The sequence below is a fragment of the Halorarum sp. SLYT50 genome (assembly GCF_059821265.1).
The window spans coordinates 2,138,333-2,164,145 of record NZ_CM187555.1; the positions used below are offsets into that span (position 1 = coordinate 2,138,333).

General features: G+C 67.4%; 18 protein-coding genes and 2 pseudogenes. 13 read left to right on the forward strand and 7 right to left on the reverse strand.

What is annotated here, in order from left to right; genetic code table 11:
- Nucleotides 1-830 precede the first annotated feature (830 nt).
- The 4 genes from AC6RUA_RS11200 to AC6RUA_RS11215 all read left to right on the forward strand — a co-directional run bounded on the left by AC6RUA_RS11200 (nt 831) and on the right by AC6RUA_RS11215 (nt 6,159).
- Nucleotides 831-2,165 carry a TrbL/VirB6 family protein gene (locus tag AC6RUA_RS11200; protein WP_499813096.1) on the forward strand — a complete coding sequence of 445 codons (1,335 nt, stop codon included), beginning with the start codon at nt 831-833 and terminating at the stop codon, nt 2,163-2,165.
- Nucleotides 2,166-2,167: 2 nt separating this feature from the next.
- Nucleotides 2,168-3,181: a TraC-like domain-containing protein gene (locus AC6RUA_RS11205; protein ID WP_499813097.1), complete on the forward strand. Its 1,014-nt coding sequence runs from the start codon at nt 2,168-2,170 to the stop codon at nt 3,179-3,181.
- Between the two features lie 50 nt (nt 3,182-3,231).
- Complete coding sequence (locus AC6RUA_RS11210) at nt 3,232-5,250, forward strand: VirB4 family type IV secretion system protein (protein WP_499813098.1); 2,019 nt, start codon at nt 3,232-3,234, stop codon at nt 5,248-5,250.
- Between the two features lie 204 nt (nt 5,251-5,454).
- On the forward strand, nt 5,455-6,159 hold the full coding sequence (locus AC6RUA_RS11215; protein ID WP_499813099.1) for a phage NrS-1 polymerase family protein: 705 nt from the start codon (nt 5,455-5,457) through the stop codon (nt 6,157-6,159).
- Nucleotides 6,160-6,222: 63 nt separating this feature from the next.
- Here AC6RUA_RS11215 and AC6RUA_RS11220 read toward each other — a convergent pair whose 3' ends face one another.
- On the reverse strand, nt 6,223-6,582 hold the full coding sequence (locus tag AC6RUA_RS11220) for a hypothetical protein (RefSeq protein ID WP_499813100.1): 360 nt from the start codon (nt 6,580-6,582) through the stop codon (nt 6,223-6,225).
- 215 nt (nt 6,583-6,797) lie between these two features.
- Between AC6RUA_RS11220 and AC6RUA_RS11225 the strand changes: the two genes are divergently transcribed.
- Nucleotides 6,798-7,490, forward strand: coding sequence for a TVP38/TMEM64 family protein (locus AC6RUA_RS11225; RefSeq protein ID WP_499813101.1), 693 nt, complete (start codon nt 6,798-6,800; stop codon nt 7,488-7,490).
- A gap of 94 nt (nt 7,491-7,584) precedes the next feature.
- Here AC6RUA_RS11225 and AC6RUA_RS11230 read toward each other — a convergent pair whose 3' ends face one another.
- Nucleotides 7,585-9,609, reverse strand: a complete 2,025-nt coding sequence (locus AC6RUA_RS11230) for an eCIS core domain-containing protein (RefSeq protein ID WP_499813102.1) — start codon at nt 9,607-9,609, stop codon at nt 7,585-7,587.
- A 575-nt stretch (nt 9,610-10,184) separates the two neighbouring features.
- Nucleotides 10,185-10,901 carry a PHP-associated domain-containing protein gene (locus AC6RUA_RS11235; RefSeq protein WP_499813103.1) on the reverse strand — a complete coding sequence of 239 codons (717 nt, stop codon included), beginning with the start codon at nt 10,899-10,901 and terminating at the stop codon, nt 10,185-10,187.
- A gap of 162 nt (nt 10,902-11,063) precedes the next feature.
- Between AC6RUA_RS11235 and AC6RUA_RS11240 the strand changes: the two genes are divergently transcribed.
- Both AC6RUA_RS11240 and AC6RUA_RS11245 read left to right on the forward strand, forming a co-directional pair.
- Nucleotides 11,064-11,405: a hypothetical protein gene (locus AC6RUA_RS11240; protein ID WP_499813104.1), complete on the forward strand. Its 342-nt coding sequence runs from the start codon at nt 11,064-11,066 to the stop codon at nt 11,403-11,405.
- 101 nt (nt 11,406-11,506) lie between these two features.
- Nucleotides 11,507-12,058, forward strand: a complete 552-nt coding sequence (locus tag AC6RUA_RS11245) for a GNAT family N-acetyltransferase (protein ID WP_499813105.1) — start codon at nt 11,507-11,509, stop codon at nt 12,056-12,058.
- Nucleotides 12,059-12,085: 27 nt separating this feature from the next.
- On the opposite strand, the gene AC6RUA_RS11250 is transcribed toward AC6RUA_RS11245, so the two are convergent.
- Nucleotides 12,086-13,111 carry a threonine ammonia-lyase gene (locus tag AC6RUA_RS11250; protein ID WP_499813106.1) on the reverse strand — a complete coding sequence of 342 codons (1,026 nt, stop codon included), beginning with the start codon at nt 13,109-13,111 and terminating at the stop codon, nt 12,086-12,088.
- A 180-nt stretch (nt 13,112-13,291) separates the two neighbouring features.
- Between AC6RUA_RS11250 and AC6RUA_RS11255 the strand changes: the two genes are divergently transcribed.
- From AC6RUA_RS11255 to AC6RUA_RS11265, 3 genes and pseudogenes are all read left to right on the forward strand, one after another.
- Entirely contained in the window at nt 13,292-15,262 is a 1,971-nt protein-coding gene (locus tag AC6RUA_RS11255) for a S9 family peptidase (protein ID WP_499813107.1), read from the forward strand.
- Between the two features lie 125 nt (nt 15,263-15,387).
- Nucleotides 15,388-16,436: pseudogene (locus AC6RUA_RS11260) on the forward strand (DUF1611 domain-containing protein).
- Between the two features lie 305 nt (nt 16,437-16,741).
- Nucleotides 16,742-19,171 carry a bifunctional metallophosphatase/5'-nucleotidase gene (locus tag AC6RUA_RS11265; protein WP_499813108.1) on the forward strand — a complete coding sequence of 810 codons (2,430 nt, stop codon included), beginning with the start codon at nt 16,742-16,744 and terminating at the stop codon, nt 19,169-19,171.
- 114 nt (nt 19,172-19,285) lie between these two features.
- On the opposite strand, the gene AC6RUA_RS11270 is transcribed toward AC6RUA_RS11265, so the two are convergent.
- Nucleotides 19,286-19,762 carry a zinc ribbon domain-containing protein gene (locus AC6RUA_RS11270; protein WP_499813109.1) on the reverse strand — a complete coding sequence of 159 codons (477 nt, stop codon included), beginning with the start codon at nt 19,760-19,762 and terminating at the stop codon, nt 19,286-19,288.
- Between the two features lie 203 nt (nt 19,763-19,965).
- Here AC6RUA_RS11270 and AC6RUA_RS11275 point away from each other — a divergent pair, with 203 nt between their 5' ends.
- Nucleotides 19,966-20,295, forward strand: coding sequence for a hypothetical protein (locus tag AC6RUA_RS11275; RefSeq protein WP_499813110.1), 330 nt, complete (start codon nt 19,966-19,968; stop codon nt 20,293-20,295).
- A 206-nt stretch (nt 20,296-20,501) separates the two neighbouring features.
- Here the strand turns inward: AC6RUA_RS11275 and malQ are convergent, their stop codons facing one another.
- The gene (gene malQ / locus AC6RUA_RS11280; protein WP_499813111.1) at nt 20,502-21,992 is read right to left on the reverse strand and encodes a 4-alpha-glucanotransferase; all 1,491 of its coding nucleotides are present in this window, start codon (nt 21,990-21,992) and stop codon (nt 20,502-20,504) included.
- A 139-nt stretch (nt 21,993-22,131) separates the two neighbouring features.
- Between malQ and AC6RUA_RS11285 the strand changes: the two genes are divergently transcribed.
- The gene (locus tag AC6RUA_RS11285; RefSeq protein ID WP_499813112.1) at nt 22,132-23,223 is read left to right on the forward strand and encodes a glycosyltransferase family 4 protein; all 1,092 of its coding nucleotides are present in this window, start codon (nt 22,132-22,134) and stop codon (nt 23,221-23,223) included.
- A 33-nt stretch (nt 23,224-23,256) separates the two neighbouring features.
- Here AC6RUA_RS11285 and AC6RUA_RS11290 read toward each other — a convergent pair whose 3' ends face one another.
- A complete protein-coding gene (locus AC6RUA_RS11290) occupies nt 23,257-23,607 on the reverse strand; it encodes a DUF7510 family protein (RefSeq protein WP_499813113.1) in 351 nt (116 codons plus the stop codon).
- Nucleotides 23,608-23,754: 147 nt separating this feature from the next.
- Here AC6RUA_RS11290 and malA point away from each other — a divergent pair.
- Nucleotides 23,755-25,784, forward strand: a pseudogene (gene malA / locus AC6RUA_RS11295) (alpha-amylase MalA).
- The last annotated feature ends 29 nt before the right edge of the window (nt 25,785-25,813 follow it).

Sequence of the window (25,813 nt, forward strand, 5' to 3'; positions counted from 1 at the left end):
GCTCTCTCGGCGAGTGTTGCTTCGGTCGGGGCTTCTCGCCGGGGCAGCCCTTCTTTCGGGGTGCACTGGAACTGACGGTGCTGACGGGACGTCACGTCCAGCGAGTCCCTCGGACGAGTCGGTCTTTCGAGATATCTCGTTCGACGAGCAAGATCTGGTCGTCAGGTTGCACGACGAACACGAGGTTACCGGTCTCAACTTGATCGCCCCGGATGGAAGCACGTTCACGCAGACACCCGTTGCGACAGGTGCAACGACGGTTCATATCCCGATTTTGAATATCGACGCTGGAAGTCACTATCTCCTTGGTGAGCACGAGCTAGTCGCAGTGGAGAATAGAACTGAATCGGCTTCTGTAACTCTCAATCTTACACCACGTCTGGATATTATCGGTATTGAACAATATACAGAGGGCCGGCCTACCCCGAGTAATCGAGGAAACTTGTCCGTGGAGATCGAGAATAGAGGTACTGGCCCAACTTGGGTCTACAATATCGGCTATCAAGGTGCCCCCTACGAGCGGGCAAATCGGCTGATCGATTCCTCTACTACACCGACATCTAACCTACTCCGACCACAAACCGCACTGGAGGCACTCTTGCTGCCAGGACAATCTCAACAGTATGTCGGCTCCATTCCTCCTTTCATCATTTCAAGTTCTGATTCCTGTGATGGGTGGGAAGTTGAGACAACTGTCATTGCGCAGGTCGCTACAGGTGATCATCTTTCTCAAGTAGTCCGTGCTACGTTTTCTGGAGAACTGCTAAGTGCGAACTTCCGAGATACCTGTAGCAACATCTCGGTTGAACTGATTAGCGAGATGACTGAGAATGAATAGTCGGGCATCTGGAATAATTTTCATCAGTGCGATCGGTATACTTGTTGTCGCAACTGAGCCTACCGCTGCCCAGAACGGGGGCGAGAGTGGGGGTGCGCTCGGTGATATAATTGTCTCTGCCATACAAGAAGCACTCAGAGTCCTATTCACGCCGATTGAACAGATCATAGAGCAGTATGCAGGCGACTTAGTGAGAACCGTTGTTGATACACCTACTCCGGATTCTGTATTCAATGAACCGTCTAACAACGCGTGGCCCAATATCTACGATTACTATTGGGATGTGATCGTACCTCTATCACTGTTTCTGTGGGCTTTGTCTATCGGGTTGGTGGTCTTCTTCGAATCAACCAGTAATTTCTTCAGTAGCTATCACCGTTCTATGCTGAAAAAGCGAGCTTTCACCGGACTCTTGGGAATCCTTTCTTGGTGGTGGATAGACGCAATTTCTCGACAATTTGTCTACGAACTCTCTGTATACCTCGTTCCTGATCTCTCCCAAATATCTCTCTTTCAGACGATGTCCTTCAGTGCGATGGGCGTTCTCGGAGTAGTTATCGCACTCTCGGTTGATCTAATTCTATTTGTCCTCATCGCTCTGGTATACTTCATAAGACATGTTGTTCTGTATCTCTTCACGCTCTTGATGCCGATCCTTATCGTGCTCTGGATCCCGGGTGTTGGTCCGTTCTCTCTCGTTTCTGGATTTGTGAAGCGGCTAGCGGGATTTTACGTACCGTTTCTCTTTATGACGGTACCTGTTGCGATCCTTTTTCGTCTTGGGGATCTCTTGGGCAGAAGTTTCAGCCTCTCAATGGGGGGGATCGGTGCGTGGCTGACTGCACTGGTCATCCCGATCGTCGCCGTCGTCTCACCGTTCGTCCTCTTCTGGCAGGCTGGTGCACTGTTCTTCATGGCCGATCGCGTGTCCCACCACGTCTCGCGACGACGGGCTCGACATCGAATCAGTACCGCTAGGCAAACCGGGCAGACGAGCGCGCAGGGTGGACGGAATCTCTCCCGGGGAACGCGGGGACGGCCGGCGATTCGGACGAACGGCCAGACGGTCCTCAACTCGGGAAATTCACGAACCCACGCAGCGGGCTCGCGGCTCAACGCGGCTGGCTCACGACTGCGTGGGCGCCTCAGTCGATCCGATGGAAGTGGAACTCGGTCTTCGTCCGGGGCTGATCCTGCAGACCGCCGCCCCGACTTCGACAACCTCCAGGATCGAACGCGATCGGATTCGCCTGTGCCGACGCGACGACCTGAGCAAGACGCCCCCGACGAGACATCGATCGACGATTCACGACGCGGTGACCAGTAACCATGCACGAGAGAGATCCAGCCAAGCGCATTCCGAAATCGCTCGGTACAGACGCGAAACTGTTCGGCACGTACACGCTCACCGACCTCGCGGTCGCGCTCCTCCCGGGCGTGCTCGTCATCCTCCTTACCCAGGTCCTCCTTCCCTCCTCGGTGGAGGTTGCCGGCTCGTCTCTCCAGACGTTCACACTCCCGTTCGCCGCTAGTGCGATCGCGTTCGGCGCGCTGTTCGTATATCTCACGCCAGCCTATACGTCGAGTCTGGAGTGGTTCTGGACGTTCCTCGGCTTTTACCGCGGACCGACAGAGCTCGCACACGAGGACGCGAAACAGTACACCCATCTCGAACGCGTCTACCCCGACCGCGGTGCGATCGAGCGGACAGATGGAGTGCTTCTCGGAATGGTCCAGGTGAGTCCACCCACAATGGCACTCGCAACAGACGCCGAATGGGCAGGGAAAGCCGAGGCGTTTCAGGACTTCTGTAATACGGTCGTCGACTTCCCGATACAGCTCTACTCGACGACCCAACCGTTTCCCGTCGACGAGTATCTCACACAGTACGAATCACGACTCACCGACCCGGACGTGAGAGCCAATCCGCGACTCGCCGTACTCATCGAGCACTATCTCGACTGGTATGCGAGAGACCTCGAGGAGCGCCGAATGACGATTCGAGACCACTACGTGATCGTCCCGGTCACACCGGCGGAGGTTCGATTCGAACGCGAGAGTCTCACGCAGAAACTCGCAGTCGTCCCGCTGGTCGGACTCATCATCCAAGCCTGGTTCGCGCCGCGCGTCGAAGAGCAACACGAGGCCATGTTCGACGCACTGGACGAGCGTCTCCGCCGTGTCGAGACCGGGATTCGAGCGATCGAGGGCTGTACGGCTCATCGCGTCGATATCGACAGGGCAACCCAACTGATTGGCGAGTTCTGGGCGGGGGACTCGCGTGAGTACGACGACTTGCGACGCGTGCTCCGGACGCGCCCGCTCGTGGGTGACACGACGTGATCCAAGACCTACTCCCGCGTTCGGTCGCTCGTTGGATCCGTCAGTCGGGGGTGACTGAGGAGAGCGATAGCGATAACGAGAGCGAGGAGACAGTCTCGGTTGCATACGAGCCGGATGCTGCCGATCTCGATTCGATTCCAGATATCCACCAGACCGTCGTCACACCGTCGACGATCGAGCACACGCCGACTGCAGTCCGAACGGGCGAGCAGTGGGTGCGGACGCTGTGGGTTGGTGAGTATCCCGACGCCCCGGTCGACGGGCTCTTCGAGACGCTCTACTCGGCAGCCGAGACCCGGACGACGGATATTTCGATCCATCTCACCCCGCGCGACACCCACGGCACGCTCGACTCACTCGAGAACAAAATCGAAGACCTAGAAGCCGACCTTGAATATCTCTCTGAGAAACGGCGGGCGGGCGCTCGTGGTATCCAGAAGGATCTGGACGACTATCGCGAGATGTACGACGTTCTCCGAAACTCCTCGATGACGGCGTTCGATACATCGATGTATCTCTCCGTTCGCGGAGACACACCCGAGGAGATCGATTCGGATGCGGTCGCTAACACGGCACGCCGCTCGCCAGCGAATCTCACGCCGGTCACGCCGCGGTGGGCACAACTCGATTCACTCGTCTCGGCGAGTCCGATCGCGGTCGACCGACTGAGTGAGTCGATGGAGACGCGAACGCCCGTGCTGGGCGGGGCGGTCGGCGCCATGTTTCCGTTCGTTGCCGGCGCGTTCGCCGAGCCGGGTATCGAATACGGGACGTACGCGCTCACCGAGAGCCCGCTCATCCTCGACCGATTCACCCGCGAGACGGGGTACTGTGCGATGGTCATCGGGAAACTCGGGGCGGGCAAGTCGTTCTCGACGAAACTGCAACTGCTTCGCCGTGCGATGTACGACGACGAGACGATCCTCATCATGCTCGACCCGCTCGAAGGGTTCGCAGGTGTGAACGACGCGCTCGGCGGTGAGCGCGTGACGGTCGGCGGCACGCGTGGATTCAACCCACTCGACCTCCAGCCGACGCCCGACGATGTCCTCGTGGGCATTCCCGACCTCGACCCGTGGGCCGAGCAGATCGCGTGGGTACTCACGTTCTTCGAGACGTTCTTCACCCACGTCGCTACCAACCCGCTCGGCGACCGCAAACAGACGCTTCGGCGAGCCGTGCAAGAAGCCTATGAGCGCCGTGGCATCACGCGCGATCCGGCGACACACGAACGAGCCTCTCCAACCGTGCGTGACGTGATTGCCGTCCTCGAAGCGCTACTGGACGACCCAGCCACCTTCGGATACGTCACCGAGGGCGAGCAGCAGAGTGTCCGTGAGGACGCCCAGTCGCTATTGAAAGACCTCCGGCCGTCGTTCCGCGATGGTGGCGATCTGGCCAATCTCGCCCGCCCGACCGAGTTCGACCTCGACTCACGAGTCATCTATCTCGACTTGCACCAAGAGGAGGGGACGCGCGGTCGGACGGAGACGAGTCTGATGATGCAGGTCCTGTTCAACGCCGTCTACGAGCGCGCGAAGGGGACTGAGGACCGAGTCGTGTTCGCCATCGATGAGGCGCACTATCTCATGAACGACGCTACCTCGCTGGAGTTTCTCGAGACTGCGGTTCGACACAGCAGACACTACGACCTCTCGCTTCAGTTCATCACGCAGACGGGGGGTGAATTCGCACTGACGCCCGAGGCGCGCACTATCGCGAACCTGTGTTCGATGACGCTCATCCACTGCGTCCGAGAGGAGGCCGAGAAACTGGCCGAGTGGTTCGGGCTCTCGGAGCGCGAGGTGAACTGGATGCGGAGTGCGAAAGCGGGCAACGACGCGGATGGCTACTCCGAGGCGCTTCTGGGAATCGACGAAGAGGGCTGGTTCCCGCTGCGGATTCGTGCGAGCGGGTTCGAAGCTGGAGTGATCGCGGACGGCTTTGACGGCTACAGTGGAGGTCGGGACTCGTCGACACCGACGTCATCGGTCGACTCACAGACGAACGGCCAGCCGACGCGTGACACACAGCGGCCAGTGCACGACCCGTCTCTCACCGAGCGGTGAGTGTGCATGAATCCAAACGGCCTCCCCGTTCGACTTCGTCATTGCTCTCAGTGGGTGTGTTGGGCGTCTCGTGAGCGTCACGGGACGCAGACGAAAGTCCCGATCGACCCTGCAACCGGTACGTTCGCATCGACCGCCGAGTCAACGACGTGGGGCTCGTTCGACGATGCGCTCGCTCGTGCGACCCGCCCCGATGTTTCGGGTGTGGGGTTCGTCTTCACGAGTGAGGATCCATTCGTCGGCGTCGATCTCGATGACTGCCGTGACCCCGCGACGGGACGGCTGAACGACGAGACGGTAGCGATCGTGACGCGGCTCCACTCGTATACGGAGGTGTCACCGTCCGGAACGGGCGTGCACGTCATCGCACGGGGCCGACTTCCGGACGGGCAACGACGGCGAGGATCGGTCGAGATGTACGATGAGGGGCGATTCTTCACCATGACGGGCGATCGAGTGAGCGGTACTCCCAAGCACGTCTGTGAGCGACCAGCAGCACTGCGAGCCGTCCATCGGATGTACATAGGAGACTCGGAGTCGGGTCCGTCGCAATCGGAAGCGACGACCGGGTCTGCGTCACCGACTCGTGCGCTGTCGTTTGCTCCACGCTTGGACGATGAGGAGGTGATCAAGAAGGCAGAGTCCGCGTCGAACGGTGAGAAGTTCACCGCGCTCTGGAAGGGGCACATCAGTGGCTACGATAGCCACTCAGAGGCAGACATGGCACTCTGTTGTTTACTCGCCTTCTGGACGGACGGGGATCCAACGCGTGTGGACACACTCTTTCGCCGGTCAGGATTGCTGCGCCCGAAGTGGGACGACGTCCACTTCGCGGATGGAGCAACTTACGGCGAGCGAACGGTCGAACGGGCCTGTGCTCGTGTCACCGACCACTATTCGGATGTATAATCTGAACTAGAGTTTATACGATTCAATCAGCTGTGCCGAAAAATAGTGCCGGACTCGAGGACGCTAATCGTGACGGAATGCGACTTCACTTCGAATGTCTTTACCGGGATACTCAGATGAGTTGAGTCGGTTGTCCGAGCATTCCCGTTGCTCCATCGTCAGCGTTTCGTCACCGATCAGTTCCTCTCCGAGTTTGAGAATGACATCGTCCTGTCCTGTAGGACCAGATGGGCCCGCTGGTGTTTGAGCACGTGCACCGGACTCACTGTGGACTAGGTCCGCTACAATGTAGCTTCCTCTGTCCGTAAGACGAACCTCATAGGTTTCACCCTCAAGACCGCTCGGCACATGGATGGTTTTCCCGTTGTAAGTCTCCTCGGCAATCGGATTTCCGCTGTTACTGACTCGGTCAACTGTGACCATCTGTGGGCGGTTTGATACCATCCACTTCAATACCATCTGTTATTACTATATAATGTTCCCACGATTAACCTTCGCACTCAGCGTCATGGTGTTCATTCGTCCGTTCCGTCCCTCTAGAGCGAGGACCCACAACCGTCGATAACTTGTATTCGTGAGCCGTCGTCCCAGCGAGTGCGGCGAGTAACGTTATATAGACGTGTGAGCGCTATAGGGGCATGCATATCGGCTACAAGCGTATCACCGGGGTCCTCTTGGCCCTGTTGGTGGCCGGAGGGTTCCTGCTGTCGCCGGAGGTAGTCGTCCAGCGGTTCGGTGCGCTCCTCGACTCGCCGTACTTCCCGCTGGTCCTGCTCTTCCTCTACCTGATCCGCTCGTTCATCGCGTGGCCGATTACCGCGCTGGCCGTGCTCGTGGGATTCAAGTACGGGCTGCTGCTCGGCGTCCCCATCGCGGTAGCGGGGTCGGTCGTGAGCACGTACGTCCCCTACGCCATCACCCGGTACACCGACTTCGAGTCGAGCCTGTTCGAGCGAGCGGAGAAGGTCGCCGACCGCTTCTTCGACGCGACGGGCGACCTCCGCGGGGTCGTCACGGCTCGCGTCGCGCCGGTCCCGGCACAGGCCACCTCGGTGGCCGCGGGGGCTGCGCCCGTCCACACGAAGGAGTACCTGCTCGGGACCGCCATCGGGGAGATTCCCTGGGCGGTCGCGGCGGTGATGATCGGCACCTCGCTCCACCGACTCACCATGGAGGACGTCTCGTTCAACCCCTGGCTCGTCGTCGGGACGGTGGTGGCGACGGCGGTGCTCCTGGCGGGTCCGGCCTACAAGTACCTGCGGGACGGCGACGGCTGGCGGGACGACGCCGAGGAGGAGCGCGAGACCGAGTCGTCGGGGAAGCCGGCGTAGTTCCAGTTCGTTGACGGCCTCCGCCTCCCGCCCGGGGGACGACACGACGAACCGCCCGATTCGGGCGAACCGACGCACCTGCGCCGCCGGTCGACTACACCATCCATGAATTTCCGGCGATGTTCCAGACGCCGCCCAGGTTGGACCCCGTGTCGGGGTCTTCGTTGACGCCCGCCATCGTCACCCCGCTCTTGGCGACGAATCGCTCCGGGCTGGCCGAGGCGGACTCGTCGACGATCTCGTGGTTGGGGCGCAGTATCTCCCCGGTCAGACTCCGAACTGTACCGTTGAAGTCGACGCCGTGGCCGGGCGCGGAAACCGTCCGTTCCATGACTCTGCGAGGGTCGAGCGCGCGCACCATCTTGACGAAGTTCGCGCGGTGGCTGTGGGTGGCGTGCCCGTACTCGTGGCTCCGCGTGCCTGCGAGGATGGCCGCGGCCTGCATCAGGACGTTACCCTCCCACGACCCCTGTGTTATCGAGGTGGATATCGGCCCGCTGTATGGTCCGCTGGAGCCCCCCAGCGCGTCGCGTACCGCGGTAACGTTCGTAATCGTGATGCCGGCAGCCTGGGCGTTGCTGTCGAGACTCCACCAGGCGTCTCGGACGGCCACCGACCGACCCCCCGTATCCGCCGTCGCCCGTATCCGGTAGAAGTTGTGCGCCTTGTAGAACGCCTCCCAGTCCGGAACGGTGAACGTGAGCGTCGACCCGGCGGTGCTCAGTCCGCTGTAGTCGGAGTTGGGAATCCGAGTTCTGCTCGCTCCCACGACCAGAAAGAGGAGGCTCGGGTCCGAGTGGAACGTCTTGAACCTGCTCGACGCGGCGGTGAGGTCGGGGTGGATCGTCGGCGCCGACGTGTACGTACCCGCGTCCATCGCCGAGGCGAAGGTGAACTGCTGATTGGGTCCGTCGGCGACCCGCGAGGTGGTCGGGTTGGGCTGTCTCACGTTCGCCGAGTGGAGACCCAGGTCGAGGAACGCTCTCGGCGGTGAGGGCTTGCCGCTCAGCGTCCCCTCGGCGACGTTGGTGACGCTCGACTGCCAGTTCGTGCCGGAACGGTCGTCGACCGTGATCGCCTGCGTCAGCGTCTGCGGCGGGCCCGCACTCCCGCCCGCGGGGGTGACCGTGTGATCCATCTCTAATTCGCCCGAAACTGCCATCGTCCCGCTCCACGACGTCTGGAAGTTGGAGTCGGTGGTGGGGCGCGTGACGGTCCCGTGTTCGGGAGTGGTGTAGCGCCACTCGGTGACCGTCACGGACTCGCCCGCGGTGGGCGTGAAGTTCACCGTCGCAGTCAGCGTGTCGCCCCGGGTCAGCGTCGTTCCGGTCGGACCGAACCCCAGCGTCGGTTCGGCGGGAGTGGGCGTCTGTGGGGCGGGTGCTGGCGACCCCCCGTCGCCGTTCTCCCGCTGGACCACCGTCCGCTCGCTCCGTTCCGCTATCGTGACACTCGGCGGAGTATCGGTCCGTGTCGCGCGGTGGCGTTCGTCCGGCGGCACGCCGCGCGCCGCCGGTCGCCGAGTCGCTACGTCGCTCCCTGCGGAGTCGCCTCGCGTCCCCGTCGTCGTGTTCGCCCGCTCAGGGGCGGGTCGTTCGTCTCGACCTCCCCGGGCGTCCGGCCGCCTCTCCCCCGCCTCCGACCCTCCGACCGGTCGAGTCGGCCCTCCGCTCTGCTGGACGACGTGCGTCAGTTCGTGAGCCAGCAGTCGCTTCCCGGTCGGTGTCTCGGGTTCGTACGCGCCGGGTGCGAACACGATGTCGCGTCCGACCGTAAACGCGCGAGCGTCCATCGCGCGGGCGAGGTTCGCGGCCCGTCGACCGGTGTGCACTCGGACGGGAGAGAAGTCCGCCCCGAGGCGGGGCTCGAAGAACCGTCGGACCGACGCGGGCAGGCGTCGGCCCTCGCCGCGGAGTGCAGCGATGCGAGCTTCGTCTTCGGCGCGTATCTCCGGTGCTCTCTCCGACGCCGCGCTCGCGGACGGACGTCCCGGGCTCTTCCGTTCGACTGGATGCAGGGGCGCTTCCCCGAGCGGCCTCCGTAGTACGGCGTCGGCTATCCGGTCGGCTTCCCGCTCGAACTCGTCGTCCGGTCTCCCCACCTCCAACTTCGGTTGCACCGCCGACCCGAGTCGGCTGGTGATCAACCGCTGGACCGCCCGGTTTCCGTGCGTCCGCTGAACCTGCAACAGCGAGCGCTCTGTCGGGCCTGCGCTCGACTGCTCGTCACCTCGTTCGACCCGATCTGGTTCGCGACGGTGCCCTCTCGTCGAAGCGCGCTCCGGGCTCTCCGCGCCCTCCGCGTTCGACCGTCTGCCTCCTGTCCCGGTCCGAACTCGGGTTACCATCTCCCGGTTCCCGTGGTACCACCGATCGCGACACACATAGTCGCGAACAGGTACGATTCTATTGATATATTTATCTTTTCAGACCGTAACGAATCGTCAGCCGGCTTGACCGTCGGCCACACCGTTGTGTACGGCTTCGGTTCGCCCCGGACCACGTCCTCGGCTGCAGCGACGCCGGCCACGCTCTCCACGTCCGCGAGATGAACGTTCTCACGACCGGTGGTGAGCGGCCACCGTGATACGTCGGCGTACGACGGTGGCCGAGGGGTTCGCTCGACTCGAGACGTCGATTTCCGTGGGGCGGAACGCCCGGTAGGCAGTGGACGTTCCCGTCCTCTGTGACCGGGTCACAGCAGGCTCGGTGTGTGGTGCCGCAGCGCCCAGCCGGCTTTCCGTCCCGCGCCGACGAGGTAGTGGCGCGCGCTCCGCGAGAGGGGCTGGCGACGGCCGTGAATCTCGGCGCTCCCGGCCCGGAGCGCCTTGACGACGTCGTCCCCCTCGAGGTTCGCCTTCGACTCGACGTCCGGCACCCCGAGTTCCGTGTACGCGCGCCCGAGGTACACCGCCGAGTGGGCGTCGCTGGCGGCGACGCCCGGGTAGTCGTTCTTCTCCGCGAACCGCCTCGCCCGCCGGTTCCGGTAGCCGGTGAACACCCACGAGTTGAACACCTCCACGGCGTCGCAGTCCGTGAGCCGCCGCTTCCGGACGCCGTGGCGGGTTCGCTGGAACGGGTGCGGGACCACGGCGGCGCCGCCCAGGTCGCGAATCTCCCCCACCGTCTCCGGGAGCGACCGGTGCGGGTCGGGCCGCTCTTCGACGCCGATGGCCAGGAGGTGGCCCGCGGCGGTCGACACCTCGACGCCGGGGATACCGACGAGTCCGTACTCCGGGGCCAGGTCGGCGGCGCGGAGCGACTCCCGGATGCGGTCGTGGTCCGTGACGACGATACCGTCCAGCCCGATCTCCCGCGCCTGTTCGAGGAGGAGTTCGACCGGTTCGCGGCCGTCGTACGACTCCTCGGAGTGGACGTGTGGGTCGATGGTGACGGTGACCTCGTCGTCCATTTGTCACCCTATACTCGCACTGAGTTACCAATATTTCGGCCACCGACGTCGGCACGCGCCACCCGAGCGGCCGGGCGCCGCACCGAGTCGAGCCTCGGCCGAGCCGGGTACCCGTCGAGAAATCTTGAAGCGGCGGCACGCACAACCGTCCCTCGTGTCCGCATGCAGGCGCTCGTCCACTTCGCCGTCGGGGTGCTGGCCGCCCTCGTCGTCCTCTCGTTCGTCGACCTGCCGGCGCGTCGGGAGTTCCTGCTGCTGTTTCTCAGCGGGTTCTGGGCGCTGATTCCCGACGGCTACTGGTTGCTCCGGGAGTTCGGCGTCGAGGGGCCGGCGGCCGCCTGGCGGGCGTTCCACGGGACGCCGTACGCCAACGTGTTCTGGTTTCACCACCTCGTCGACTCGGTAGAGACGGGGCGCCGGAACCTGGAGGCGGGCGTCGCGCTGGCGCTCCTGCTCGTCGTCGTCGTCGGCTACTTCCTCTACAACGACTGGACGGTCCCCTGACTCGCGGGCCGACTCCCCTCCTCGTCGCCACCCGACCGCTCCGGCGGGCGTTCCCCTGCCGAGGCGAAACGCGTATGCGGACCGCGGTTCCTCCTGTCGGCATGCCAGGCGCACGCGTCGCCCGCGGCGAGCGGGTCACGCTCCGGACGGTCGAGCGCGAGGACGTCCCGTTCCTCCAGCGGGCGCACGCCAATCCCGACATCCGGTACCCGCTCGGGAGCCGGCTCAGGAGCCGCGAGCAGATGGAGGTGCCCGAGGAGGACGACGGCACGGACTGGCTACTGGTCTGTCTCGACGACGACGCCGGTCCGGGTCGCCCAGACGAGGACGCGGTGCGGCGCGTCGGCCAGGTGACCGTCGAGGACGCCGACTGGAAGCGGCCCGAACTCGGCTACTGGCTCGTCCCGGCGGTCCGCGGGCAGGGGTACGGCGCGGAGGCCGTCTCGCTCGCCGTCGACCACGCCTTCCGGGAGTACGACGCGCCGGCGGTGGGCGCGGGGGCGTACGACTTCAACGACGCCTCCCGTGGACTGCTCGAGTCGCTCGGGTTCGCCGAGGAGGGGCGGCGGCGGAAGTTCATGTTCGTCGACGGCGCGCACCGCGACATGGTCCAGTACGGCGTCCTCCGCGAGGAGTGGACCGACCGCGAGTGACCGGCCGGTTCGCTCGACCGGCGGGGACTACTCGTCCGCCGCTCCGACGATGTCGAGGAACGCCTCGGGCTCGATGTTCCGCCCGGAGACCGGGAAGACGACGGTCCGTCCGGCGAGTTCGGACTTCGTCTCCCGCATCGCCGCGAGACTGGCGGCGCTGGCGCCCTCCATCGGGATGCCGTCCCCGCGGAACGCGTCGCGGACGCCCCGACGGAGCGCCGCCTCGCTCACCAGTCGGAACTCGTCGAGGCGCTCGCGGAGCACCCGCGTCGTCAGCGCGAACGGCACGCTCGTCGCGATGCCCTCGGCGAACGTCTCCATCGTGTCGTGCGCGTCGAGGTGGCCCTCGGTCCACGCTCGGTGGACGCCGGGTGCGGCCTCCGACTGCGCGCCGACGACGCGCGCGTCGGCGAGCGACCCGACGGTGAGACAGTAGGCGGCCGCGCTCGACCCGCCGCCCACCGGACAGAAGACGTAGTCCACCTCGGGGAGGTCCTCCACGACTTCGAGTCCGGCCGTCCCGACGCCGGCGACCAGGGCGGGTTCGTTCGCCGAGTGGACGTACCGGTACCCCTCCTCGATTGCGAGTTCCTCGGCGCGTTCGCGCGCGGCGTCGAAGTGCGCGCCGTGGTGGCGCACGTCCGCGCCCAGTCGCTCCATCGCGGCGACCTTCGAGCGGTTGGCCGCCTCGGGGACGACGATGGTCACCGGCACGTCGAACGTCCGGCCGGCGTACGCCACCGACTGCCCGTGGTTGCCGGTGCTGGCCGCGACGAGGCCGGGGTCGCGGAACTCGTCGTCCAGGTCGGCGACGAGCGTGAGACCGCCGCGGACCTTGAACGCGCCGGTGGGGAGCGTGTCCTCGCGCTTGAGGTAGACGTCGGCGTCGAACTCCGCCGACAGGGAGTCGCTCCGGACGAGCGGCGTCCGGGGGAGGTGGGCGTTCACCACCCGCCGGGCGGCGTACACGTCAGCCACCGTCGGCGGCGTCAGGTCGTGGTAGGGGAACACCGTCGTCTCGTCCGGCGAGTCGACCGGTTCGTACGCGGGCATACCTCCTCGGTTGGGCCAATTCCGCCTTAGTTGCACCTGCACCGGACTCTCACTTCCCTCGTCTCGGCCCGGGGTCGGTCCCGTTCCCCGGTCCGGCGCGGGGGCGTGATATGCGTTCTCACTCCGGCGCGGCGCGCCCCCGCACGAGGCTTTTAGCCGGGACTCGCCGTAGCCGCCCGCGTGACGCTCTCGATTTCGGACGTGCTGGACGTGGAGTACCCCGGCCCGCCGGCGTGGTCGGCCGACGGCCGCCGGCTTGCCGCGACCGTGTACGAGGACGACGGGAAGGCGTTGCTCGTCGGCGACGCCGAGGAGTCGTGGCGGTTCCGCCCCGACGAGGGGTACGTGTCCGACTTCGCGTGGCGGCCGACCGGCGCGGAGTGTCTGGTGGTCACCGACGAGTCCGAGACGCTGCTGCTCGACGCCGCGAGCCGCGAGACTCGCCCGCTCGCGGCCGCCGACGAGTCGGGCCACGTCTGGTCGAACGGCGGCGACCGGGTCGCCTGTTACCGCGACGGCCGGCCGTGGGTGTCAGACGTGGAGACGGGCGCGGGGACCGGGTTCGACGCGCCCGAGCGCGGCCCGTTCCTCGGCGAGTCGCGCTCGTTCGCGTGGTCGGACGACGACGCCCTCCTCGCGTACCGGTTCGTCGACCGGGATACCAAGCAGGTGGGCGTGCTCGACGTCGAGACGGGCGAGGTGGTCTGGCGGACGAACGGCACGGACTCGGCGCACACTCCCGCCTGGCTCGCGGACGACCGCCTCCTGTTCGAGCGGGTGGGCGACTACGGGACGCGCCGGGAGTTCGTGGTCGCCGACCCGCGCGAGGGCACCGAGGCGGTTCCGTTCCGCGAGGAGGACGACGACCTGGGCGTCGTCTCGCGGGGCGCGCCCGCCGTCTCGCCCGACGGGGAACGGGTCGCCGCGGTACTCCCGCTCGGCGGCTGGGACCACCTCTACCTGCTCGACCCGGACGCCGGCGACCTGACGCGGTTGACCGAGGGCGCGTTCGAGGACAAGGGGCTGGCCGACTCGGTGCCCGTCTGGGTCGACGACGACACCCTCGTCTTCGCCTCGAACCGCGCGGCGCCCGAGGAGCGCGGCCTCTACGCGTTCGACCTGGGGGACGAGTCGGTGCGCCCGCTGGTCGAGACGCCCGGCACGAACGTCCACCCGGCGGCGTCGCCCGACGGCGACCGCCTCGCGTACGTCCACGCCGACCGGGAGCGCTCGCCGGAACTCCGCGTCCGCCCGCTCTCGGCCGCGCCGCCCGACGCGGGCGACCGGGTGACCACCTCGGTCGTCGACGACTGGCCGACGGCGCCCGTCGCCCCCGAGCGGGTGGTGCTCGACACCGAGGACGACTACGAGGTGCCGGCGTTCCTCCTCGACCCGCGTGACACCGACGCCGTCGACGACGACGCGACCGACCTCCCGGCGGTGGTGTGGGTCCACGGCGGGCCGATGCGCCAGATGCGCGACGGCTGGCACCCCGGGCGCGCCTACGGACTGGCGTACACCGTCCACCAGTACCTCGCACACGAGGGGTACGTCGGACTGGTCGTCAACTACCGCGGCGGCATCGGCTACGGGAAGCGGTTCCGGCAGGGCATCGCCGCCGACCCCGGTCGGGAGATAGACGACGACGTGGCGTCGGCGGCGGACTACCTCGCCGACCTCGACTTCGTCGACGAGGACGCGCTCGCCGTCTGGGGGCTGTCGTACGGCGGGTACGCGACGCTCCGCGTGCTCGGGACGGTCCCCGACGCGTTCGACCTGGGAGTCAACCTCGCGGGCGTGGCCGACCGCCGAGTGTACGAGCCGTGGGCGACCGAGACCAAGTACCCGACGGCGGCGTCGAGTCTCCCGACGACGCTCGGCGGCACCCGCTGGGAGGCGCCCGACGCGTGGGAGGCCGCCAGCCCCGTCTCCACGATGGACCGGTACGAGGCGCCGCTGTACAGTTTCCACGGGACGGCCGACCGCTACGTCAACGTCGAGCAACTCGACGTCGTCGTCGACCGCCTGCTGGAGACCGGCACGGAGTTCGAGGCGGAGTACTACCCCGACGAGACCCACGTGTTCTCGAAGCGCCGGGTCTGGGAGCGCACGCTCGACAAGGTGGTCGAGGCGCTCGAAACCGAACTGTGACTGGGACGCTGACACCGACGACCGGTCTGCCGGCCGCCAGACGAGGGCGGTCGACCGTCGCCGGTGGTCCACCCTAGCATGTGAGGGCGTGGGGCTTTGGCTCGTGATTGCCCACTTGGAGTACGATGAACCTGCGAGACGCCTTCGACGCACCGGTTCCGACCATCGTGTTGGCGGAGGGAGAGTTCGGAACCCCGGGGGGAAGACGGCGAACGGGGTCGTCCTCCACAGCGACCTGTTCGAGACCCGGGTGGTCGTCGACTCCGAGACCGCCGGCCGCTCGCCCGCGGACGTGCTCGACACCCCCGCCGCGCCCGACGTTCCCGTCGTCGGGTCGGCGGTCGAGGCGGTCGAGGCCGCCCCGGAGGCGGAAGTGCTCGTCGTCGGCGTCGCGCCCGCGGGCGGACAGCTCCCCGACGCGTGGGTCGACGACATCGAGACGGCGATGGAACACGGCTGTGACGTGGTGTCGGGACTTCACGTCTTCCTGAGCGACGACGACCGCTGGTCCGCGCTGGCCGACGAGGCCGGCGTCCGCCTGTTCGACGTGCGCAAACCGCCGTCCGCCGCCGACCTCCGCGTCGGGGACGGGTCGGTCGACGAGGCCGACGCGGACGTGGTGTTGACCCTCGGGACGGACTGCGCGGTCGGCAAGCGGACGACGACGTTCGAACTGTACGCGGCCGCCCGGGACGCCGGCCGCGACGCGGCGTGGGTCGCCACCGGCCAGACCGGCATCATGGTCGGCGCCCACCAGGGGGTCGTCGTCGACCGGGTGCCCGCGGACTTCACCGCGGGCGTCGTCGAGGACCTCGTGAAGCGCGCGGCCGCCGACCACGACCTCGTCTTCGTCGAGGGGCAGGCGGCGCTGACCCACCGGGCGTACTCGGGCGTCACGCTCTCGGTCCTCCACGGGTCGTGGCCCGACGCGGTCGTCCTCGCGCACGACCCCGACCGGACGCGGCGCACGCACTTCCCCGACTTCCCCGTCGGGGGGGTCGCGGAGGAACGCGCGCTCGTCGAACGACTCTCGGACGCCACCGTCGCGGCCGTCTCGACGTGGGGCGACCCCGAGGAGGCGACCGACCGGCACGGCCTCCCGGCGGCCAACGTCTACCGCGACGGGGGACCGCGCGCGCTGTTGCGCGCGGTCGAGGGGGCGCTCGACGGGTGAGCGAGATACCGGACGTCGCGGTCGCCCCGCTCGACCTCCCGCTCGCGGAGGACGTGATTGACGGGACCGCGGTCCGACCGTCGATACCGGCGGGTCGGGGCACGGCGTCACGCCCGAGGTGTGTGACCCACGCGAACGGAAGCAGGCGGCCACCAATCGGACGCGAATCTCGCAAGACGAGTAACTATCTCCTCGGGAGGTGACTGAATCAATCAGTCCCGGACGTACGTGTTTGTACTATCCACCGGCAATCCATACTCCTCTTAGGTGGATTAAACAACGATGCCCGCGTGCGGTCCCCTCGCATGCGACGACTCTCAGCGGTGCTGTTGACCTGTCTCCTCGTGACCGCGTCCGTCCCGGCGGGCGTCCTCGCGCTCGGGAGCGCGGGGACGGGGGTGGAGGCGGGAGCGGTCCCCGAACGGGGTGCGTCCGCCGCCGAGGCGGACGCGGCGAACGGTTCGAGTAGTTCGAACGCGACGAACCTGACGGTTCTCGCGTACAACGACATCCAGACGGCGATGGCGCGGACCGGAACCATGCCGCGGCTGGCGACGCTCATCGAACGGCGGCGAGCCGCCCACGAGAACCCGACGGTGCTCGTCGGCGGCGGCGACGAGGTAAGTCCGCACGCGCTCTCGCCGGTGAGCGAGTGGGAACTCCCGGTCGAGGTGTTGAACCGCATCGACCCGGCCGCCGAGGCGCTCGGTAACCACGACCTGGACTACGGCGACGAGGCGGTACCGGAGTTCGCGGCCGCGTCCGAGTTCCCGTGGCTCGCCGCCAACCTCGTGAACGAGTCGACGGGCGAACCCATCGCGGGGACGACGGGCACGCACGTCGTCGAGCGGAACGGCGTCCGCGTCGGCTTCGTGGGCGTCGTCGACGAGGCCATCGTCGGGAAGACGGCGCTCGACTTCGACGAGGCGGGCATCGAGGTGCAGGACTTCCGCGAAGTCGGCGCCGAACGCGCCGAGTACCTGAAAGAGGAGCGGAACGTCGACGTGGTGGTCGCGCTCGCGCACATCGGCGTCCCCGAGTCGGAGGACCTCGCGCGCGCAGACGAGTCGGGTGCCATCGACCTCGTGGTCGTCGGCGACGACGAACTCGTCTACCCGCCACAGGAGACGAGCGGTACGACCATCGTCGAGGCGGGCAGCGAGGCGTCCCACCTCGCCGAGGTGAACCTCACCGTCTCCGACGGGAACGTGACGGCCGTGAACGGTCGGCTCATCGAGGTGACCGAGGACGTCCCGCGGAACGAGTCCGTCCTGCGCGTCATCGAGGAGGCGCGCGAGGTGGGACTGAACGAGGTCATCGGCCGCTCGACGGTCGAACTCAACGCGACCAGCGAGGCGAACTACCACCGCGAGACGGCGCTCGGCAACATGATAACCGACTCGTTCCGCGCGAAGACCGGCGCGGACGTCGCCATCACGAACTCCGGCGGTATCCGTACCAACGAGGTGTACCCGGCGGGCAACGTGACGGTGGGCGAGGTGACGAGCGTGCTGCCGTTCCCGAACACGCTGGTGACGGTCCGGATGAACGGCTCGCAGCTCCGCGAGACGCTCGCGAGTCAGGTCGTCACGCTCGACAGCGAGGCGGGACAGCAGTACGGCGCGGAGATCAGCCAGCAGGTGAGCGGCGTCCGGTTCGAGTGGGTCCCCCACGAGGGGAGCGAGCCGATGGTCCGCGACGTGTACGTCAACGCGGCCGGCCCCGACGAGCCCGCGAACTGGACCCGGCTCCGCGAGGACGAGAACTACACGGTGACCGTCAACAGCTTCATGGCCGACGGCGGTGACAGCTACCCGCTCGCGAACGCGACGCGCGTCTCCGAGACGGGTATCCTCTACTCGACGGCGCTCATCGACTACATCGAGCAGCGGGAGGTCGTCTCGCCCGAAGTCGAGGGACGGATGCGTCGCGTCGACGCCGGCGTCGGGTCGACGACCGTCGCACTCGACGGCGACGACGAGACGGTGACGGTGCGCTACGACGCCCCCGAGAACGCGACGGCCGTCGAGGCGTCGAGCTTCTACGCGCTCGACGCGGACGGGGAGCGCGTCGCCGCGACGGACGCGGCGCTGACCGACGGGCAGGTCGTGGTCACGTTCGACCGCGGGGAGTTCTCCGCGGTCGCGGCCGGCGCGACCGACCTGAACGTGTACGGACAGTACGCCGACTCGTACTACGACGGCCGGCGCGTCTACTGGCAGACGTCGGTGCTGAGCGGCGAACTCGACGCGACCGGCGTCGGTGACGGCGAACCCGCGGACGCAACCCACTACCAGGTGGACTTCGTCGCGGGCGAACCGATGGAGAACCTGTCGGCGGACAGCCTGTACGCCCAGGAGGACCGGCTGGTGCGGTTCGCACACGGGACGAGCGAGGACGGTATCGCGGACCGCGGTCGGGCGTGGGCGAGCGAGGGCATCCGGTTGTGTCTCGACCACGCGGGCGTGGTGAAGCAGGACGGCGACACGGCGACGGTGACGCTCACGCTCAACGAGAGCTGTTCGGACGTCGAGCTGTCGCTCGTCTCGTACACCAAACCCGGCGCGGGCTTCAGCCCCGAGACCGCCGACCAGCAGGAACTGTACGATTCGACCACCCAGACGTTCGGCCCCGGCACGCACACCATCACCGTGACGGTGCCCAACGCCACCGAAAACGGCGAGGACGCGACCGACGTGAGCGCAACCTCCGCGCCGCTCGCTCCCCCGGCGTAACCGCCTCGCTTCGGGACTCGACCGTCGACTCTTCTTTCGTCGTCCGTTCCCGCGGAGAGACCGCTCCGGCGACGTCGCCACCGAGAACGAACTCGCCCGGATTCGCTCGACCCTCTACCGCTGGAACTCGGGCTCCTCGTCGTCCGACCGTTCGCCCGACTCGACGACGTCGACCGGGGTGGCTTCCGCCTCGGCCGCCTGTCGCTCGGCGACCTTGTACGCGTCGTAGATGGCGTATATCCACACCGCGGGGTACAGCAGGAACCCGACGAGGACCACCGCCGACAGCACGGCGAGCACGCTGGCGACGACGATGACGAGCCCCTTCTCCAGTTCGCGGTTGTATATCTGTCCCAGCCCCGGGAACAGCGCCGAGAGGACCGCCGCGACGAACGGGTTCCCGCCTTCGAACAGGTCGTCGAGCGCGGACTCGACGGACGACTTCGACGACCCGGTCCCGGGTCCGGACTCCTGGCTGGCACCGCACTCCGGGCAGTACCGGGCGGTGGCGTCGATGACTCGACCGCAGTTGCGACAGAACGCCTCGTCGGGACCGCGGTCCGACGGTCGGGCGTCGGAGGGCGAGGACATGCGTCCCTAGTTCACACCCCGTCGCCTAAGCGTGTCGGTCACCCCGGTCCACTCCCGCCCGACGCCGGCGCGACCGACCGGGCCGTTTGTATTATACTTACGAGGTGTTTACCACCAGTGGGCCGGGGGAGGGAGTCCGTCCCGCCCGACGCGACCGGGCGGCCGGGCGACCGGGCAACGGAGTCACCGGCACCGCCACACCCATGTCAAACGCCAATACGCGACCAGAAGGGGGTATCGACCACTACGAAACTTCGAGGCCCTCCGTCGACACGCCGCTCGTACCGGGCGAGTGGAGGGAGTACCGCTGCCGTCACTGCGGGGAGCACTGCATCAACCGGAGGGGGAGCGAGCCGACCGAGGGGGAACTCTGTCTCGACTGTTTCGTGACGGAGTCGCCCCGGAACCAACCCGCGACGGCGACGCCGGAGACGCCGTCCGAGAGCGAGGACGCCGGCGCGTCGCGTCGGTCGCCGCTCCAGTCGGTTCGGTCGTCGCTCGCCACCGTCGCGGCCCGCCTGCGGGCCGACTGACGGCTCCGGCGGGGTTTCGCCGAGTCGACGGGACCCGCGACCGAGAACTGGGGGGAGAGTACCGCGCGCGACGCCGGCGACCGGAGACGCACCGGCCACGCGGCGTGCGTTTTCGCATTTTCGGCTTCTCACCGGTTGGGTTCACACCGAACGACGCGCGGACCGTACGCACCCGGAACCGCCGGGCGTTCGTCCGCCGAGCCGGGTCACCGGAGCGTCCCGTCGGTGAGTTGTCTGAGTCGGTCGGCGACGTCCTCGTCGAGTCCCTCCTCGGTCACGCGCCACCGCCAGTTTCCGGTCGCCGTCCCCGGGAGGTTGAAGCGGGCGTCGCTGTCCAGTCCGAGCAGGTCCTGCACGGTCGTGAGCGCCAGCCCGGCGTTGGAGTTCCACACCGCCTCGACGATGTCCCAGTGTATCTCGCTCCCGTCGGTGCCGAGGTTGTAGTGGAGGCAGTCGCGCTGGCGGTCGGAGAGGTCCCGGTAGTAGCCGACGACGGTGTCGGTGTCGTGCGTGGACGTGTAGCCGACGCAGTTCTCGGGGTACATCATCGGCTGGTGCATGTTCCCGCCCTCGCACCAGTCGGCGTAGTGGGGGACGCGCATGCCGGGGAACTCGAACTCGTCCCTGAGGGCGACGACTGACTGGTCGAGGAAGCCGAGGTCCTCCGCGAGGAACGGGAGGTCGCCGAGGCGCTCGCGGACCGCCTCGAAGAACTCCCGGCCCGGTCCCTCGCGCCACTCGCCGTCGGCGGGGTCGTCGCTCTCGGCGGGAATCGCCCAGTAGCGGTCGAAGCCGGTGAAGTGGTCGATGCGGGTGAGGTCCGCGAGGTCGAACAATCGTTCGAGCCGTGCGAGCCACCAGTCGTAGTCCGCCTCGGCGAGGTGCTCCCAGTCGTACAGCGGGTTCCCCCACCGCTGGCCGTCGTCGCCCGGGTTCGGCGGGACGCCCGCGACCACCGCCGGGGCGTTCTCGTCGGTCAGCTGGAACGCCTCCGGGTTCGCCCACACGTCCGCCGAGTCGAGCGCGACGTAGATGGGGAGGTCACCCACGAGTCGAATCTCCCGCTCGTGAGCGTACGCGCGGAGCGCGCGCCACTGCCGGTCGAACACCCACTGACAGAACGCCCGGTAGCGAATCTCGTCGGCCAGCGACTCCCGGCGGGCGGCGAGCGCGTCGGGGTCGCGCGTCCGGAGTTCGCGCGGCCACTCGGTCCAGAGCCGCTCGTCGAACTCGTCCCGCAGCGCCGCGAACAAGGCGTAGTCGTCGAGCCACGACGAGGCCCGCTCGCGGAACGCCGCGAACGCCTCCCGGTCGGCCTCGTCGGCGTCGGCCTCGAACCGCTCGAACGCCGTCCGCAGCCGTTCGTGCTTGAACGCTCGAACCTCGCCGTACCGGACCTCGTGTGGCGACGCCGCCTCGGGCGGGTCGAGGTCGGCCTCGTCGAGCAGTCCCCGGTCCGCCAGCCGGCGCAGGTCGACGAGCAGCGGGTTGCCCGCGAACGCCGAGTAGGACTGGTACGGCGAGTTCCCCTGCGCGTCGCCGGTCGGACCGATGGGACAGAACTGCCAGAGCGACTGGTCGGCCCGGTCGAGGAAGTCGACGAACGCGCGGGCCCCCGCGCCGAGGTCACCGATACCGTGTGGACTCGGGAGCGACGTGTGGTGGAGGAACACCCCGCTCTGCCGGTCGAAGCGCATAGCCACGGATTCAGCGGGCGGGGGTTTCAAACTAGCCGGTCCTCGGACCGCAGCCGGCCGAGTCGCGTCGCGGCCGACTCCCGTCGCCGTGTTAGTCGGACGCAAACGCATAAGTAGGGACGACGCAATCGTCGGGACGATGCGCCCCAAGGTACTGATGTTGGGCTGGGGGTTTCCACCGAACGTGACCGGGGGGCTCGACACCGCCGTCGGCAAACTGTTCGACGAGTTACAGCCGCGGGCGGACGTCGACATCGAACTGGTGCTCCCGGCGGAGTACGCCCCCGAGGACCGCGAGGGCGTCCACGGCGTCCCGACCGGGACGGGCGACATCATCACCCGCATCGCCCGCCTCTCCGGGGAGTTCGCCGACCGGGCAACGGACGCCGACATCGTCCACACCAACGACTGGTTCGGCTACAACGCCGGGTCGCGCGCCCAGTCGACCCACGACGTGGAGTGGGTCACCACGTTCCACTCGCTCTCGTCGGACCGCAACGTCCACCCGCCACAGCGGGAGGTGGAGACCGAACAGCGCATCGTCGACCGCGCGGACCACCTCATCGCGGTCAGCGAGTTGACCGCGAACGAGGTCAGGTCGCGCTACGGAGGCGAGTCGACGGTCATCTACAACGGGTTCCCGAGCGTGCAGTCGACCGGCCGCGACGTGAAGGCCGAACTGGATATCGACGGGAAGATGCTGTTCTTCGTCGGCCGCCACACCGACCAGAAGGGCATCTCCTTTCTCCTGTACGCCGTCTCGAAACTCCGTCGCGACGACGTGACGCTCGTGCTCGGCGGGTCCGGGCACCTCACGGACCAACTGAAGCGGTTCGTCGAACTGCTCGGCATCGAGGACAGGGTGGTGTTCGCCGGCTACATCCCCGAGGAGGAACTCGGCGACTACTACGCCAGCGCCGACCTGTTCGTCTCGCCGTCGCTCTCGGAGCCGTTCGGCATCACCATCGTCGAGGCGCTCTCCGTCGGGACGCGGGTCGTGTCGAGTCAGAGCGGCGCGGCCGAACTCCTCCCGGACGACTGTCTCATCGAGGTGGACTCCGACTCGGACGCCATCGCGGAGGGCATCGAGTACGCGCTCTCGCTCGACACCCCGCTGGAGTACGACGTGCGCACGTGGGGCGAAGTCGCCGACGAGCACGTGGCGTTCTACGACCAGGTCATGGAGTCGGCCGCCCGCGAGGAGCAGGAGCGCGAGCGCGAGTGCGAGTGAGCGTCCGGGCGGCCGCCCCAGCCTGACCGACGCTCACCGGAGCAGCCGGAAGTCTGTCACGGGTTCGGGATGGACGATGCGGAACCCGTCGACGGTCGGCTGCAACCCGGCCGCGGGCGACTCCTGGCGCCCCGACTGGTAGGGGCTGTCGTACGGACTGTCGTAGGGCGTCGCGGACTGGTAGGGGCTGTCGTACGGCGTCTGTTGCCCCTCGCCCGCCGTGCGCTCGAAGTCCTCGGGCGGGAGGTATATCTGCTCGCCGGACGCCGACCGGACCACGACCGCGGCGTCGCGGTCCCCCGAGACGGTCACGACCGTCCGCTCGTCGGTGATCTCCACGTCGACGTCGACCGTGTCGGGTCCCGCTCTGTCGGTACCGCTCATACGCTAACGGCGTGTGCGTGCTACTTAGCCGTTCGCCCGGTCGGTGGACGCTCGGCGGGCGGACCGACGTCGTCTCGGAGGCCGCCACAGCGTGTCGGCCGAGAACGTGGGAAAAGACAAAGGCCTCTGTTGTGCAACTTACCGGCAATGCCCCACCCCGGCCCCCCCCGGTTCGCCGCCGTCGGCGACTCGATCGACCTCGCACCGCGCGACCCCGACCCGGACGCGACGTACGCCTGGCACATCGCGGAGTCACCCATCGGCTCCACCGCCACGCTCGGGGACGACCCCGTCGTCCACTTCGAACCCGACGTCCCCGGCACGTACCTCGTCGAGTTGACCGCTCCCGACGGTCCGCACGAGTTGACCGTCAGGGTGTTCCCGAGCGGCCTCCGGCCGGGCGGACCGGTCGGCGGCGGCGCGTCCGGAGTGTCCGGCATGCGGAGCGGCGAACGGGTCAGCGGGGGGCGAGCGGAGGGAGCGGGAGCGCCCGCCCCGTCTCCGGGTCCGGCGACGCGGCGGGCGAGGGGGACGGTGCGCCCGGCCGTCCGCGCGTCCAGTTGCGCGCCCGCGTCGACGACGAGGACCTCGTGGTCGAAGCCGAGGTGCGGACGCCCGAGGGGAGCGACGAACGGCCCGAAGACGTGGACGTGGAGTTCCTCGTCGACGACCGCGACGACCTGCCGGCCGACGCGGCCGAGGTGACCGACCGCGAGTTCCGCGTCCCGGTCGCGCGTCTCCCCCCCCGGCTCCGGGTCCACGCCGTCGCCGTCGGCGCGGGCGGCTACAGCGTCGCCGACTCCGTCGACGTCGCCCACCGGGACGACGGGGTCGTCACCGACGGGGGGACGGCGAACGCGGCGTCGGCGCGCGTCGAGGCGACCCGACCGTACGACCCGCCCGAGTGGGCGAGGGACGCGGTCATCTACGAGATATACGTCCGGACGTTCGCGACGGGGGAGGGAGACGAGGGCGCCGACTCGACGTTCGACGCCATCGTCGAGCGGTTCGACTACCTCGAGGAGTTGGGCGTCGACGTGCTGTGGCTCACGCCGGTGTTACAGAACGACCACGCGCCCCACGGCTACAACATCACCGACTTCTTCTCCATCGCCTCGGACCTCGGGACTCGCGAGGACTACGAGCGGTTCGTCGAGGCGGCCCACGACCGCGGGATGAAGGTGCTGTTCGACCTGGTCCTCAACCACTCCGCGCGGGCGCACCCGTTCTTCCAGGACGCGTACGGCAACCCGGACAGCGAGTACTACGGCTGGTACGAGTGGCAGGAGTCGGGCGAACCCGGGACGTACTTCGACTGGGAGTACATCGCCAACTTCGACTACGACAACCTCGAAGTCAGGAGACACCTGCTCGACGCCGTCGACGAGTGGTTCCCGCTGGTCGACGGGTTCCGGTGCGACATGGCGTGGGCGGTGCCGAACGGGTTCTGGAAGGAACTCCACGACCGGGTGAAGGAGCGCGACCCGTCGTTCCTCCTGCTGGACGAGACCATCCCGTACATCGCCGACTTCCAGGAGGGGATGTTCGACATGCACTTCGACTCCACGACGGCGTTCACGCTCCGGGAGGTGGGGAGCGGGTCGATTCCCGCCGAGCGCGTCCTCGACGCCATCGACGCGCGCGCCGACGCGGGGTTCCCCGACCACGCGTCGTTCATGCTGTACGCGGAGAACCACGACGAGACGCGCTACGTCGTGGAGTGCGGCGAGGCGGCGGCCGAGGCGGCGGCGGGCGCGCTGATGACGCTCCCGGGAACGCCGATGGTGTACGCGGGCCAGGAACTCGGACAGCGGGGACTCCGCGACGGGCTCGCGTGGGACCACGCCGACCCCGAGTTACAGGCACACTACCGGCGGCTCATCGAGGCACGCCACGCCCGGCCGGCGTTCGCGAACGACGCCGACCTCCGGCGAATCGACTACGAGGTCCGCGAGGGCGACCCGGAGGCCGTCGTCGCGTTCGCCCGCGTCGCCGACGACGCGGACGGCGGCGACGCGGCGGTCGTCGTCCTGAACTTCGGCGCCGACCCGGCGACGGTGTCCGTCGCGCCCGCCGTCGGGTCGACCGACCTGGCCACCGGCGACGCCGTCGCCGCCGACGACGGCGTCGGGGTCGAGAGCGTCGCGCTGCTCCCGACCGACGACGACCGGTTCTGACCGCGGTCCCGTGGCCGGGACACGCGGTC